This is a genomic window from Streptomyces sp. 6N223 (assembly GCF_052246635.1).
In the GTDB taxonomy this organism is placed as follows: Bacteria; Actinomycetota; Actinomycetes; order Streptomycetales; family Streptomycetaceae; genus Streptomyces.
In genome coordinates this window covers 18,902-33,664 of the sequence record NZ_JBQQCA010000068.1, presented here as the reverse complement: position 1 = coordinate 33,664, position 14,763 = coordinate 18,902, and the positions used below count along the sequence as shown (strand labels likewise).

Sequence of the window (14,763 nt, the reverse complement as noted above, 5' to 3'; positions counted from 1 at the left end):
TCAGCTTCCTCTCCCCCCCCCCCCCCCCCCGCCCGCCGGTGGTGGCGCAGTGCACGACGGCGTCGACGCCCGAGAGCGCCTCGTCGATCCCGCGCCCGGCCTTCAGGTCGCCGCGCACCCACTCCGTCGGCGAGCGGTCGCTCGGCGGGCGGGGGCGGCGGCTGAGGACGCGCACCTCGTGCTCGTCCTCCAGCAGCCGCCACACCACGTGGCGGCCGAGGGATCCCGTGCCGCCCGTCACAAGAATCGCGCTGGTCACGGCGGGCCTCCTTCCCGCCCCCCTGGTGAACGCGGGAGCGCACCACGCGCCGGACGCGCAGGCCGTCCGCGGCGCGCTCCCGCCCTTGTACTGGCGCAGTGTCCTTATTCAGACTATGCGGCATTCACCGCATTCCCGGCATGAAGGACGCCCACACCGATTCCGCGGCGCGCGGCTGGAATCCCGCCTCCGCCACTGAGCAGGGCCCCTCTCCGGCATCCTCGGGAGGGATCCTCCGCCGCTACTGGCGGTACTGCTCGGGAGTCCGGCGTCGGTACCGCTACGGCATGCCATGAATCAGCGCGGCTCGGTCTGCGAATATCGCCCGGCGGCCCGACGGGGCGCACTGAACAATGCCCGTGTGGACTTCTTGATCGACAGCGCCCGGGTGGAGGACGCCTCAGCCCTTGCCCACACGCTCCTTGCGGCCTGGCTGCAGACCTACCCCAATTGACTTCGTCGCCGCGCTGAAGCAGGGGAATGCGGAGTCCAAGAGGCAGTGAGCCGTTTCCCATCTGTGGCGGGCAGGCGCGGAGACGTTGATCGCGTGCTCGGCGGCTGAGCGAAGCCGTTCAGTGCTGATCGCCTCGTTGTTCCGCGGCGCTCGCCCGGGTCATACGGAGGTTCGGCAGCTTGTCTCCCCACAGGTGCCGCTCGCCGGTGTCTTCGAAGCCGTAGCGCCTGTAGAGGGGGAGCCAGTCGAAACCGGCTCCCCCTCGTGACCTGCTGTCACCTGCTACTTCGGTCGTAGCCGATCAAGGCGAATGATGCACCGCATGCGATTCCGCCCGGTCTCAGCTGCAGCCGCTGGTGGAGCCGCAGCCCTCGCAGACGTAGCAGCTGCCGGCGCGGCGCATCTTCGTGCCGCAGGAGAAGCACAGCGGGGCGTCGGCGTTCAGGCCGAGCTGCATCTCCAGCAGCTCCGTGGAGTTGTGCGCCTGCTGCGGCGCCGGCAGCGCCGAGGGGGCGGTCGCGGCCGGGGGCTCCGGCCGCCGGGCCGAGGTCGCCGGACCGGTCGCCGTCTCGGTCTGGCGCGGCGCGGACTGCGAGAGCCCTTCGACGTCCATCTCGTCGTCGCTGGGCTCGTACGAGCCGGTCTCCAGGTGGCGCTGCCGCTCGGCGGCGGTGTGGATGCCGAGCGCCGATCGGGTCTCGAACGGCAGGAAGTCCAGCGCCAGGCGGCGGAAGATGTAGTCCACGATGGACTGCGCCATGCGGACGTCCGGGTCGTCGGTGATGCCGGCCGGCTCGAAGCGCATGTTGGTGAACTTCGAGACGTACGTCTCCAGCGGAACGCCGTACTGCAGGCCCACGGAGACGGCGATGGAGAAGGCGTCCATCATGCCGGCCAGGGTGGAGCCCTGCTTCGACATCTTCAGGAAGACCTCGCCCAGGCCGTCGTCCGGGTAGGAGTTGGCCGTCATGTAGCCCTCGGCGCCGCCCACCGAGAACGAGGTGGTGATGCCCGGTCGGCCCTTGGGCAGCCGCTTGCGGACCGGCCGGTACTCGACGATCCGCTCCGGCTCGCTCTCCTTCCCGGCGTCCGCGCCGGCGCTCCCTGCGGTCCCGGCCGCCGCCTGCCCCTCCTTCTTCTTGGCGGACAGCGGCTGGCCGACCTTGCTGTTCTCCACGTACACGGCCAGGGCCTTCACGCCCAGCTTCCAGCCTTGGAGGTAGATCTCCTCGACGTCCTCGACCGTGCTGGTGCTGGGCATGTTCACGGTCTTGGAGATCGCGCCGCTGAGGAACGGCTGGGTGGCGGCCATCATCCGCACGTGGCCCATCGGGGCGATCGAGCGCTCGCCCATGGCGCAGTCGAAGACCTCGTAGTGCTCCGGCTTCAGGCCCGGGGCGTCGACCACGTTGCCGTGCTCGGCGATGTGGGCGACGATCGCCTCAACCTGCTCCGCCTGGTACCCGAGCCTCTTCAGCGCCTTGGGGACCGTGTTGTTGACGATCTGCATGGAGCCGCCGCCCACCAGCTTCTTGAACTTCACCAGCGCGAGGTCCGGCTCGATGCCCGTGGTGTCACAGTCCATCATCAGGCCGATGGTGCCGGTCGGGGCCAGCACGGAGGCCTGGGCGTTGCGGAAACCGTTCTTCTTGCCGAGGCGGACGACGTCCTGCCACGCCTCGGTGGCCGCGGCCCACACCGGGGTGTCCAGGTCGTCCATGCGCTTGGCCGTGGCGTTGGCGTCCGCGTGCTGGCGCATGACCCGGTTGTGGGCGTCCGCGTTGCGCGCGTACCCCTCGAAGGGGCCGACGACCGCCGCCAGCTCGGCGGAACGCCGGTAGGAGACGCCGGTCATCAGCGAGGTGATCGCGCCGGCCAGGGCCCGGCCGCCGTCGGAGTCGTAGGCGTGGCCGGTGGCCATGAGCAGCGCGCCGAGGTTGGCGTACCCGATGCCGAGCTGCCGGAAGGCGCGCGTGGTCTCGGCGATCTTCTGGGTCGGGAAGTCGGCGAAGCAGATGGAGATGTCCATCGCCGTGATCACCAGCTCGACGACCTTGGCGAACCGCTCGGCGTCGAAGGACTGGTTGCCCGCGTCGTCGTCCTGGAGGAACTTCAGCAGGTTCAGGGAGGCGAGGTTGCAGGAGGAGTTGTCCAGGTGCATGTACTCGCTGCACGGGTTCGACGCGGTGATCCGGCCGGACTCGGGCGAGGTGTGCCAGTGGTTGATGGTGTCGTCGTACTGGATCCCGGGGTCGGCGCAGGCGTGGGCGGCCTCGGCCATCCTCGTGAACAGCGCCCGCGCGTCGACCTCCTCGATGATCTCGCCGGTCATCCGCGCCCGCAGGCCGAACCGGGATCCCGACTCCACCGCCCGCATGAACGCGTCGGTCACGCGCACCGAGTTGTTGGCGTTCTGGTACTGGACGGAGGTGATGTCGTCCCCGCCGAGGTCCATGTCGAAGCCCGCGTCGCGCAGGGCGCGGATCTTCTCCTCCTCCTTGACCTTGGTCTCGATGAACGCCTCGATGTCGGGGTGGTCGACATCGAGCACGACCATCTTGGCCGCGCGGCGGGTGGCGCCCCCGGACTTGATGGTGCCGGCGGAGGCGTCGGCGCCGCGCATGAAGGAGACGGGCCCGGAGGCGTTGCCCCCGGAGGAGAGCAGCTCCTTGGACGACCGGATGCGCGAGAGGTTCAGCCCGGCGCCGGAGCCGCCCTTGAAGATCATCCCCTCCTCCTTGTACCAGTCGAGGATCGACTCCATGGAGTCCTCGACGGAGAGGATGAAGCAGGCGCTGACCTGCTGGGGCTGCTTGGTGCCGACGTTGAACCACACCGGCGAGTTGAAGCTGAAGATCTGGTGCAGCAGGGCGTACGTCAGCTCGTGCTCGAAGATCTCCGCGTCCGCGGGCGAGGCGAAGTATCCGTGCTTCTCCCCCGCCGCGCGGTAGCTCTTCACCACGCGGTTGATCAACTGCTTGAGGCTGGTCTCCCGTTGCGGGGTGCCGTTGGCACCGCGGAAATACTTGCTCGTGACGATGTTGACCGCGTTCACCGACCAGAAGTCGGGAAACTCGACGCCCCGCTGCTCGAAGTTGATCGAGCCGTCGCGCCAGTTGGTCATGACGACGTCACGGCGCTCCCAGACCACCTCGTCGTACGGGTGCACGCCGGGGGTGGTGTGGATGCGCTCGATCCGCAGGCCCTTGCCTCCCTTGCCAGCCTTGGCGCGGGAGCCACGTGCCGGGCCGCTCGTCGTCTCAGTCATTCCGCCTCCCTGTACGGGCGTAACGCCCTGGTGTGACCGGATTGTTCCCGGATCACGGATTCTGTTCTGATGGCCGGAACGCGACGATGCGCACCGGCCGGGTGCCCCGCCGCTCAGCCGGCGGCGGCGCGCTGACCCGGCGCCGCCGGGCCCCTGGCCTCGTCCTCCTCGGCGGCGGGACGCTCCTCCCGCCGGGTGTCCCTGATGCTCTCGCGGAGCTCGGCGATGGCCGCCTCGAAGTCCTCCAACGAGTCGAAGGCCCGGTAGACGGACGCGAAGCGCAGGTAGGCCACGAGGTCGAGCTCGCGGAGCGGGCCGAGTATGGCCAGGCCGACGTCGTGCGTGGACAGCTCCGCGCTGCCCGTGGCCCGCACCGCCTCCTCCACGCGCTGGCCGAGCTGGGCGAGGGCGTCCTCGGTGACCGGACGCCCCTGGCAGGCCTTGCGCACGCCGGCGATCACCTTGTCCCTGCTGAACGGCTCGGTCACGCCGCTGCGCTTGATGACCATGAGCGAGGCGGTCTCGACCGTGGTGAAACGCCGGGCGCAGCTCGGGCACTGGCGGCGGCGGCGGATCACGGTGCCGTCGTCGGCGGTCCGGCTGTCAACGACGCGGCTGTCGGAGTGGCGACAGAAGGGGCAGTGCATCGCCTGTCTCCCTTCTCACAGCATCGGTGACGCAGCGTGCTGGCGACACCCGTGGTGGCACGAGCCGACAGCCCCCACCGGACCGGCGCACCGGCCCTGGGGGCGATGCCCAAGCATAGGCGATATCCGCCGCGGATGACGCCATGGGACCACAATTTGTGGGGACCGGCGGACATCCAACCACTAGATCTAGGGTTGTGCAGCGCTTCCGTGCCTCGCGCGTGTCGTGCGGCCACGCGCCGCCGCCGACGGGTGACGCAGCGCCGACGACCGGGCCGCGCGGGCGGATCCGCGGCGCCGGGGGCTACCGTAATCGGACACCCTGGGTTACCGTTTGCGGCTATACACCTGATTCCTTGATCGCGTCAGTCGATCTGCGTTTTTTCACTCGAACGTGTGTTTGGCGCAACCTTTCGATAGCAACTACCGTTGTGTGACTAGGGAGTACCAGCCTGAGAAAGGGCCGACATGACCACCGCAGCAGACGACGCCATCACCGCCGCTGAGCGCCGCCAGGACCGGATGGCCGCGCCGGACGGCGCGCCCGTGAGGCCGATGCCCGGGCGTCCACCGGGCATCCGGGCCGACAGCTCCGGGCTCACGGACAGGCAGCGCCGGGTCATCGAGGTCATCCGGGACTCCGTGCAGCGCCGGGGCTACCCGCCGTCGATGCGGGAGATCGGCCAGGCGGTGGGGCTGTCGAGCACCTCCTCCGTCGCCCATCAGCTGATGGCTCTGGAGCGGAAGGGCTTCCTGCGCCGCGATCCGCACCGCCCCCGGGCGTACGAGGTGCGCGGCGCCGAAACGCCGGTTCCCCCGGCCACCGACACCGCCGGCAAGCCCGCGGCGTCGTACGTGCCGCTCGTCGGCCGCATCGCCGCGGGCGGCCCGATCCTGGCCGAGGAGTCCGTGGAGGACGTCTTCCCCCTCCCCCGGCAGCTGGTGGGCGACGGCGAGCTCTTCGTGCTGAAGGTCGTGGGCGACTCGATGATCGAGGCCGCGATCTGCGACGGGGACTGGGTGACCGTGCGCCGCCAGCCCGTCGCGGAGAACGGCGACATCGTGGCGGCGATGATCGAGGGCGAGGCCACCGTCAAGCGCTTCAAGCGCGAGGACGGCCAGGTCTGGCTGCTGCCGCACAACGCCGCCTACCAGCCGATTCCCGGCGACGAGGCGACCATACTGGGCAAGGTCGTCGCCGTCATGCGCCGGGTCTAGCACCCGGCCCGGGGCCCGGCTCGCGCCCGGGCCCGGCCGGTCCCGGACCTGGTCCCGCGGCGTCACGACGCGGCGGCGGCGCGGGCTGCCGCGTCGATCGCGGCGAGCGAGCGGCGCACCTGGTTCCGGTCCGTGGTGTACCAGAAGTCCGGCATCGAGGCCCGCAGGAAGCTGCCGTACCGGGCCTTGGCCAGCCTCGGGTCGAGCACGGCGACGACGCCCCGGTCCTCCGTGGAGCGGACCAGCCGGCCCGAGCCCTGCGCCATCAGCAGCGCGGCGTGCGTCGCGGCCACCGCCATGAAGCCGCTGCCCCCCGCCTCCTCCACGGCCTTCTGCCGGGCGCTCATCAGCGGGTCGTCCGGGCGCGGGAAGGGGATGCGGTCCATCACCACGAGCTGGCAGTTCGGGCCGGGCACGTCGACGCCCTGCCAGAGGGAGAGCGTGCCGAACAGGCAGGTCCCGGCGTCCTCCGCGAAGGTCCGGATCAGCTCGCCGAGGGTCTCCTCCCCCTGCAGCAGGATCGGCAGGTCCAGGCGGCCGCGCAGCTCCTCCGCGGCCACCTGGGCGGCGCGCATGGAGGAGAAGAGGCCGAGCGTGCGCCCGCCCGCCGCCTCCACCAGCTCCGCCAGCTCGTCCAGCATGTCGGCCCGGCTGCCCTCCCGGCCGGGCGGCGCGAGGTGCTGCGCCACGTAGAGGATGCCCTGCTTGCGGTAGTCGAACGGCGAGCCGACGTCCAGGCCGCGCCACTCGGGCAGGTCCTCGCCCCGCTCCCCCTCGGGCGCCAGCCCCAGCGAGGCGCCGACGCCGTTGAAGTCGCCACCGAGCTTGAGGGTGGCCGAGGTCAGCACCACCGACCGGTCGCTGAACAGCTTCTCCCGCAGCAGCCCGGAGACCGACAGCGGCGCGACGCGCAGCGAGGCGCCGTACCGGTCGTGCTGCTCGAACCAGACCACGTCGTGCTCCGAGCGCTGCACGATCCGGTCGGCGACATCCTGCACCGCCTCGACCGAGGCCAGCGCCTGCTTGCGCACGGCGTCCTCGTCCTGCACCGACTTGTCGCGCGTCGCTCCCAGGGCGGTGATGACGGCGCGGGCGGCGTCCCGCAGAGCCGCCAGGGCGTATCCCAGATCCTCCGGGATCTCGGTCAGCCGCCCGGGGGCGGCCACCTCCAGCAGCCGCTCGAACGTCTCGGCCGCCGTCAGCATCTGGTCGGCGGCCTTCTCGTCGACGAGCTTGGCCGCCCGCCGCACGGCGCGGCTGACGCCGCCCGGGGTCAGCTCCCCGGTGGCGGCCCCGGTGACCCGCGAGACCAGCTCGTGGGCCTCGTCGATGATGAGCACCTCGTGCCCCGGCAGCACCGGGGCGCCCTCGATGGCGTCGATGGCGAGCAGGGCGTGGTTGGTGACGACGACCTCGGCCAGCTTGGCGTGCTCCCGGGCGGCCTCGGCGAAGCACTCGGCCCCGTACGCGCACCTGCTGGCGCCCAGGCACTCCCGGGAGGAGACAGACACCTGGGACCAGGCGCGGTCGGAGACGCCGGGCGTCATCTCGTCCCGGTCGCCCGACTCGGTCTCGTCGGCCCAGTCGCGCAGCCGCAGCAGGTCCCTGCCGAGCCTGCTGGTCGGCTGCGCCGTCTCGAAGGCGTCGAAGAGCCCCTGCTCGTCGTCCTGCGGCACGCCCTCGTGCAGGCGGTGGAGGCACAGGTAGTTGGAGCGGCCCTTGAGGGTGGCGAACTCCGGGGCGCGGCGCAGCAGCGGGCGCAGCGCCTCCGCCGTGCGCGGCAGGTCGCGCTCGATCAGCTGCCGCTGCAGCGCGAGCGTCGCCGTGGCGACCACGACGCGCTCGCCCTGCGCGAGGGCGGGCACCAGGTACCCGAGGGACTTGCCGGTGCCCGTGCCCGCCTGGACGAGCAGGTGGGTGCCGCCGGCGATGGCCTCGGAGACGGCCTGGGCCATGGCGACCTGGCCCGGCCGCTCGGTGCCACCGATGGCGGTGACGGCGGCGTTCAGCAGCTCGGTGAGCTCGGGCTTCCCGGCGGGCCCGGCGGGCTCCCCGGGCGTGCTCTCGGTGATGCCCTCGGATGCGTCAGTGGGGCCCTCGGATGCGTCAGTCATAGGGCTGTCACCTTACGCGCCGGCGCCGACAGTCGCCGCCGCGTTCGGGGCGTGCTCAGGTGCTGTGCAGCGGGTTCGCCACGGTCCCGTGCACGGCGGCGTGCGGGCGCTCCGCCCGGTCGCGGTAGCCGTCGAGGTAGAGGCGGTTGCGGTTGAGGCACAGCCGCTCGATGCGCGGGGTGAGGAGGTCGAAGGTCTCGAAGCGCTCCTTCAGCTCCGGGAACCGCCGCTGGTAGCGGAGGACTTCCGCCCGGACGAGTGACCAGAACTCGGCCTCCGCCACCCCCAGTTGCTCCTCGCACAGCGGGGCGAGGTAGCGCAGGACCCCGACGAAGAGCCCGGAGTGGATGAACTGGGTGAGGAAGCGCGGCGGCTCGCGCAGCAGCACCTCGCTCACCTCCACCGGCATGGCGGCCGTCTCCGGCAGCGGCTCGGCGCTCAGGTTCACGTCGTCGACGAAGTCCTTGACCGCCAGCCGCACCGGAACGTCGCGCTCGTCGAAGACGACGATGGCGTTCTCGCCGTGCGGCGAGAAGACGGTGCCGTAGCGGTAGAGGAAGTGCAGCAGCGGCGGCAGCAGGGCGGCGAAGAGGCAGCGCAGCCAGTCGCGCGGGGCCAGCCCGGAGCGCGAGACCAGCTCGGCGGTGACGGCGCGCCCGGCCGGGTCGACGGCGATCAGCGCGGCGAGGGTGCGGGCGCGCTCCCCCGGGTCGAGGTAGCCGCCGACCGGCTCGCGCCAGATGCAGCCCAGCAGCTCCCGGTACTGGTACGGAACGCCGGGCAGCCGGTCGTAGAGGGGGTGCTCGACGGTGACCGAGGCGGTCTCGCCGAGCAGGACGACGCGGGTCTCGCCGGCGAGGAAGGGGTCGGCGTCGCGCAGCGCGTGGATCCAGGTGGTGACGGCCGGGGCGGCGAGGGTGCGCTCGGTGGGCAGGCCGCGCCAGACGAGGGTGTTGAGCACCGAGAGCGGGAGCTTGACGCTGCGGGCGCGCGGGCGGCTGACGTTGAGGAAGGTGCGGACGGACTGCTGCGGCAGGCGCAGTTCGCCGTCGCTGGGCAGCGGGACGATCGCGCCCTCGGCGATCTGGGGGGCGAACAGCGGGGATATCGTCTCGTCCCACTGCCAGGGGTGGACCGGCAGCCACAGGTAGCGTGCGGGGTCGCCGCCCCGCGCGGCCACGGCGCGGGCGAAGGTCTCCCGGGTGGCGGCGGACAGCTCCTCGGCGTAGAGCCGCTCCGGCGTCGCGAGCGCGGGCACGCCGCGGTAGTGGGCGAGGTCGCGGCGGACGGCGAGCCAGGGCAGCGGGCGGGCGGTGCGGGCCTCGGGGGCCCAGCGGCGCGCGTCGGCGGCGGAGAAGCCGAGGCGGCCCTTGTTCGCCACCAGCCACGGGTGGCCGCTCTGGTGGCCCTCCAGCTCGGCGTAGTCGAGATCGGCGAGTTCGGCGGCGCTGAGGGCGTTCTCGCCAAGCACCGTGTCGGCGCTGAGGGTGGCGGTGAGCTCGCGTATGAGGTGGCCGGTGGTGTCGCCGGGCAGGTCGAGCAGGGTGTCGTGGGCGTGGGCGAGGAACGCCAGCGGGTCGGCGTCGGGGGTGATGGAGGCCGGGTCGACGCGCCAGTGGCCGTAGGCGCCGCGGCGTGCGCGGAAGCGGTAGCTCAACGCGGGGGTGACGGGCAGCCGGTACGCCGCGGCGCGGGCGCCCCCGTCGGCGTCGGCCCGGGCGTCGGCGCCGGCTCCGGCGTTCGCCGTCTCGGGTCGCGGCGTGATGACGCCCTCGTAGGCGAACTCGCCGAGCATCTTGGCGAACAGGCGGCGCGCGGCGGCGCGCCACGCCTCGGCGGACGGCTGGGATGGCTGCATGGGGGTCTCCTCTCGGTGGGAACGGGGGCGCTCAGCGGTGCCGGAGCATGATCGCGGCGCGCTTGTCCGGCAGCTGGGTCTCGGCTGCCTTGCGGAATCCGGCCGCGCGGAACGCAGCGACGCTGGCGGCGTTGCGCACGTCCGGCTCGGCCAGGACCCGTCGGCAGCACGGCCGGTGACGCAGCACCAGCTCGGCGGCGGCGCGCAGCAGGGCGCCGCCGAGGCCGCGGCCCCGGTCGGCGGCGTCGCCGATGAGCAGGTGGATCCCGGTGTCGTGCGGGCGGCAGGGGTAGTGGCGCGCCAGCGGGTCGAGGTCGGCGCGGTAGATCTCCCAGTAGCTCATGGGACTGCCGTCGAGCAGCCCGAGGCAGGGCAGGCTGCGGCCGTCGCCCTCGAGCTGGGGGCGGATGTGTTCGGCGGTGCGCTCCGGCGGCCCGGCCAGCTCCCAGAAGGCGTCGACGACCGGGTCGTTCATCCATGCGGCGATCAGCGGCAGATCGCGCTCCAGGCGGACCGGCGCCAGGCGGAAGACCCCCGACGGGGTGGCGGCCGGGCCCCAGCCGGCGACGCCGTCCAGCAGATCCGGCGGTGAGGAGGCGGTCACGCTCGCCTCCCTCAGGCCAGCGGGTTGGGGATGGTGACGTACACGGACTGGCCGTCCACCGGGCCGACCAGCTCGTCGAGGCCGTGAAGCCGCGTCAGCAGGTTGGCCTTGCAGCGCAGCGTCCGGGCCTGGAGCAGGCGTTCCGGCAGCGGTGAGACGGGCCCGCCCGCCCCGCCGCGGGCGGCCTCCTCGGCGAGGAAGCGGCGGAACGCCGCGAGCAGCAGCGCCTCGTCGGCGAGCCCCTGGGAGCCGAAGGCGCCGATGAGGCCGAGGACGTTGTTGATGCCGAGGTAGTAGACGAAGCGCTCGGTGGCGACGTCGTCGGCCACGAAGGTGTCGGAGTGCTCGCCGATGCCGGGCAGCAGCCGGTCGAGGGACGCGCGGTGCGAGGCGCGGAAGTAGAAGCCCTGGTTGTCGCGGTACCGCCCGCCGGCCGGCCAGCCGTCGGCGTCCAGCAGCACCAGCGTGTTCTGCTGGTGCGCCTCCAGGGCGATGCCCGCCTCGGCGTCCAGCCACAGCGCGGGCCGCACGACCGCCCGCAGGTAGCGCAGCAGCCACTCCACGGCGACCGCCTCGCCGTCCCGCCCGGTGCGCGCGGCCAGCGCCCCGATCACGTCGGCCAGGCGCGAACGCAGCTCGCCCTCACCGCGGCCCGGCCACGGGCGCGGCGCGGTCAGCGACGCCACGCAGGCCACGTCCTCGGCCGCGCCGAAGGGGCTGTGGCGCACCACCACGTCGAGGCCGGGCACCGGCTGCCCGTCGGCGTCGTCGACCCCGAGCCACGCGGGGTCGCGCACGATGCCGAAGCCGGGCCCGTCGGGGAACGCCGCATGCCAGCGCTTGCCCAGCTCGCCCGTGAGCAGCCGGTGCACCTCCACGCCCCGGTGGAGCTCCTTGCGGAGGTTCTCGCGGCGGGAGTTGGTGATGCGCAGGGCCAGCGACAGCTTGAGCATGGCCGGTGCGCCGGGCCGGTGAACGGTGCGCACCGAGGAGGTGGGGTGCCAGGGCTCGCCGTGCTCGCCGAGGTCGTGCAGGGCCCCGTCGGCCAGGAGCCGCGCCACGTCGGGGCGTTGCACCACCTCGCGGGCCTGCCAGGGGTGTAGCGGCAGGGGCACGGTGTCCGGGGGCAGCCGCAGGCCCTCCCCGGCGAGCCGGGTGGCGAGCACGGTGGCGGGCACGATCGCGCCCTCCTCGCGCCAGGCAGAGTCGGCCGCCAGCGCGGCACGGTCCACGGCCAGCCAGTGCAGCCGGAACGAGCCGCGCAGCTCGGGCGAGAAGCGCCGGGCGTCGCCGTCGGCCAGTCCCTCGCGGCTCTTGGGCGTGGGGTGGAGGGGGTGGCCGAGGATCAGCGACTGCTCGGCGTCGAGGAACGCGTCGCCGTGGAGGGCCGGGCCGGGCTCGGCCCGGCGGGCGGCCAGGAACGCGGCGGTGCGGCGCGCCGAGTCGGCGACCCGGGCGACGAGTTCGGCGGACTCGCCGACCGGGTGGCCGCCGGCGGGCGGGGCGGGCTGATCCGGCTGGGCGGGCCCGCCGTGGGCGGCCTCCCGGCCGAGGAGGGCGGCGAGGGTGACGGCGTCCACGGGGGGAGCCCCGGCGGGGGCGCCGGCCAGGGCGAGGGTGCCGAAGCGGTGCCAGCCGGTCGCCGACCAGTAGCGCACGGGGACGCGCAGCGCGGCGCCCGAGGCGGCGAGCGGGACGTGCAGGGTGTCCCCGTCGGGCCCCTCGACGCCGCGTTCGCGCACCCAGCAGCGGAGCAGGTTCTCGGTCGCGGCGGCGTCCGCGGCAAGGACGGCGTCGGGGTGCTCCAGCGGATCGGCGTCCGGGGCGGCCGGGGCGTCGGGGGCCTGCGCCGGCGGCCCCTCCTCCGGCGAGGCGAGCGCGGCGGGCGCGTCGTCGGCCCTGGCTCCCCGGCGTGCCTGCCGGGACGCGGCGGGCTCCACCAGCCGGGCCAGCCGACGGAGCAGCGGAGCTCCCAGCTCGCGATCGCGCTCGCGAGCTGGGCTGCGCTCGGGGGGTGGCTGTGGGGTCATGGGGTGTGCGGCGTGCGGCCGCCCCGGCGGTGCGTGCGCCGGCCGGCCGCCGCGCCTGCCTCCTTCGTCGCCTGGTCCGTTGCGCCGTCGGCCCGTTCGCCGCGCCTGGGCGCGGGCGTCCGCGGCGGTCCTCCGGCGTTCCTCCATTCGTGTTAACGACGCTCGGCGCGATGGGCCACGGCCGTGTGGGAAGATCCTTCGCACCCCGCCCCGGAACCGGGGACCCCACCGAAGCCGTCCAGATGGTCAACGGCATAGTGGAGGGCGCTCCGCGCCACGCGGAGTGAAGACACATCATGCATACCGCTCAACAGGCACAAACCAGGGGGAGTTCGCCCATGTCATCGATACGCAGGCGGCCGGGCCGCCGCCGCGCCGCCATGGCAGCCACAGCGCTGGCCGCCTGCCTCGCGCTCACCGCCACCGCCTGCAGCGAAGACTCGGGCGGCGATCCGGGCGGCACCACGCCCTCGGACGACGCGCAGGCCGACGACCGGCTCCAGGACATCGTCGACGACCTGCCGATCGACATCGACCTGGACGCCTGGCTGGAGGGTGAGTGGCAGAACTGGGACGACGACCGCTGGCTGCGCGAGCTCGGCGACTACTTCGGCCCGATCATCGAGGACCTGTGGAACGACCGCTTCGGTGAGGCCGAGGAGCGGGACCCGGAGATCGACGAGGAGCAGATCGAGGAGGACCCCAACGCGCCTGAGGCGGACGACCCCGACGACGACCGGGGCATCACCGACCCGCAGCCGGAGGTCGTCGATGCCATCGAGGCGCAGGTGCCGTACACCGACAACGCGCCGCCGGTCGGCCGGGTGTTCTTCGACACGCCGCAGGGCGCGATGTCCTGCTCCGGGACGGTGGTCTCGGACCCGAACGCGCCGGGACAGTCCAACCTGGTGGCCACGGCCGGTCACTGCGTCCACGCGGGGGCCAGCGGCGGCTGGTACCGGAACATCGTCTTCGTGCCGTACTACAACCCCAACGGCCTGCCCGCGGATGAGAGCCTCCAGGCTCCGCTGGAGGAGATCGCGCCCCACGGGGTCTGGTGGAGCAATTACGTGTCCACCACGGACTACTGGGTGCAGAACGGCTCCGAGATGGGCGGCGACGGCGCGCACGGCGACTTCGCCGTCATGTCGGTCGAGCCCGAGGACGGCTCCGGCCAGTCCCTGGAGGAGGCCGTCGGCGGCTCCGTGCCCGTCAACTTCGACGCCCCCGCGGTCTCCGGCGTCGGCGAGGTCGAGCTCTTCGGCTACCCGGCGGCGGCGCCGTACGACGGCGAGCACCTGTACTCCTGCACCGACACCCCGGCGCGGCTGTCGCTCGACGCCGCCATGCCCGTCATGTACTGGGCCGGCTGCACCATGACCGGCGGCTCCTCCGGCGGCCCCTGGCTGCGCACCGGCGACAACGGTGAGCTCGAACTGATCTCGGTCAACTCCATCGGCCCGCTGGAGTCGACCTGGCTCGCCGGCCCGCGCCTGGAGGACGAGGCGCAGGGCGTGCTCGACGAGGTGAGCTCCAACAGCGGCAAGTAGCGGCAGGCGGCACACAGCCCACGAAGGGCCCGGCGCCCCACCCATCGGAGGTGGGGCGCCGGGCCCCTTCTACGCCGGCAGCCGGCCGGCCCGCCGGTCAGGCGCGCGCGACGGCGTGCGGGCCGCGCACCGCCGGGCCGCCGGGCACCGGCTCGGACGGGTCCGAGCCGCGCCCCACGACGCGGTTGCGCGCGTCCACGTGCACGACCCTGGGCCGCATACGCCGCGCCTCCTCGTCGTCCACCTGCGCGTAGCTGATCAGGATGACCAGGTCGCCGGGCTTGACCAGGTGGGCCGCCGCGCCGTTGATGCCGATGACGCCGGAGCCGCGTTCGCCCTCGATCACGTACGTCTCCAGGCGGTTGCCGTTGTCGATGTCGACGATGTGCACCAGCTCGCCGGGCAGCAGGTCGGCGGCGTCCATCAGCTCGGCGTCCACTGTCACGGAGCCCACGTAGTGCAGGTCGGACTCGGTCACCGTGGCACGGTGGATCTTCGACTTGAACATTGTACGCAGCATCGAGATACTCCAGGATCAAAGCTCCCTGCCTGCGTTTTTGCAGGTCAAGGGCGTTTTCCATACCCTACAGCGAGTCGCAGGTCCGGGCAGCATTCCCCAGGTTCTTCAGGACCCATGCTGACCGATTGCTGACTTTTCCGACGAAGCGTCAGGTTGGATCGAGGGCCTTGCCAGCCTCGCGCCTCCTGCTGCGACGACACCGACAGCCTACGCGGCGAGCGTGAAGTGGAGCTGGTATGGC

General features: G+C 72.8%; 10 protein-coding genes. 2 read left to right on the top strand and 8 right to left on the bottom strand.

Annotation, left to right across the window (positions count from 1 at the left end):
• From ACTWQH_RS29145 to nrdR, 3 genes are all read right to left on the bottom strand, one after another.
• A partial coding sequence (locus ACTWQH_RS29145; protein ID WP_443289776.1) for an SDR family oxidoreductase occupies positions 1-259 on the bottom strand: 259 nt, incomplete at its 3' end.
• 794 nt (positions 260-1,053) lie between these two features.
• Positions 1,054-3,981 carry a vitamin B12-dependent ribonucleotide reductase gene (locus tag ACTWQH_RS29140; RefSeq protein WP_443289775.1) on the bottom strand — a complete coding sequence of 976 codons (2,928 nt, stop codon included), beginning with the start codon at positions 3,979-3,981 and terminating at the stop codon, positions 1,054-1,056.
• Between the two features lie 113 nt (positions 3,982-4,094).
• Entirely contained in the window at positions 4,095-4,628 is a 534-nt protein-coding gene (gene nrdR, locus ACTWQH_RS29135; RefSeq protein ID WP_443289774.1) for a transcriptional regulator NrdR, read from the bottom strand.
• Between the two features lie 468 nt (positions 4,629-5,096).
• Here nrdR and lexA point away from each other — a divergent pair, with 468 nt between their 5' ends.
• Positions 5,097-5,846, top strand: a complete 750-nt coding sequence (gene lexA, locus ACTWQH_RS29130; protein ID WP_443289773.1) for a transcriptional repressor LexA — start codon at positions 5,097-5,099, stop codon at positions 5,844-5,846.
• Between the two features lie 62 nt (positions 5,847-5,908).
• Here the strand turns inward: lexA and ACTWQH_RS29125 are convergent, their stop codons facing one another.
• The 4 genes from ACTWQH_RS29125 to ACTWQH_RS29110 are packed head-to-tail and all read right to left on the bottom strand — an operon-like array spanning position 5,909 to position 12,452.
• Positions 5,909-7,960, bottom strand: a complete 2,052-nt coding sequence (locus ACTWQH_RS29125; RefSeq protein ID WP_443289772.1) for an ATP-dependent DNA helicase — start codon at positions 7,958-7,960, stop codon at positions 5,909-5,911.
• A gap of 55 nt (positions 7,961-8,015) precedes the next feature.
• A complete protein-coding gene (locus tag ACTWQH_RS29120) occupies positions 8,016-9,818 on the bottom strand; it encodes an IucA/IucC family protein (protein WP_443289771.1) in 1,803 nt (600 codons plus the stop codon).
• 31 nt (positions 9,819-9,849) lie between these two features.
• Positions 9,850-10,536 (bottom strand): GNAT family N-acetyltransferase, encoded by a 687-nt coding sequence (locus ACTWQH_RS29115; protein WP_443289779.1) that lies wholly within the window; start codon positions 10,534-10,536, stop codon positions 9,850-9,852.
• The gene (locus ACTWQH_RS29110) at positions 10,434-12,452 is read right to left on the bottom strand and encodes an IucA/IucC family protein (protein ID WP_443289770.1); all 2,019 of its coding nucleotides are present in this window, start codon (positions 12,450-12,452) and stop codon (positions 10,434-10,436) included. The genes ACTWQH_RS29115 and ACTWQH_RS29110 overlap by 103 nt, the downstream gene beginning before the upstream one ends.
• A 338-nt stretch (positions 12,453-12,790) precedes the next feature.
• Between ACTWQH_RS29110 and ACTWQH_RS29105 the strand changes: the two genes are divergently transcribed.
• A complete protein-coding gene (locus tag ACTWQH_RS29105; RefSeq protein WP_443289769.1) occupies positions 12,791-14,002 on the top strand; it encodes a trypsin-like serine peptidase in 1,212 nt (403 codons plus the stop codon).
• A gap of 97 nt (positions 14,003-14,099) precedes the next feature.
• Here ACTWQH_RS29105 and panD read toward each other — a convergent pair whose 3' ends face one another.
• On the bottom strand, positions 14,100-14,522 hold the full coding sequence (gene panD / locus ACTWQH_RS29100; RefSeq protein WP_443289768.1) for an aspartate 1-decarboxylase: 423 nt from the start codon (positions 14,520-14,522) through the stop codon (positions 14,100-14,102).
• Between the last annotated feature and the right edge of the window lie 241 nt (positions 14,523-14,763).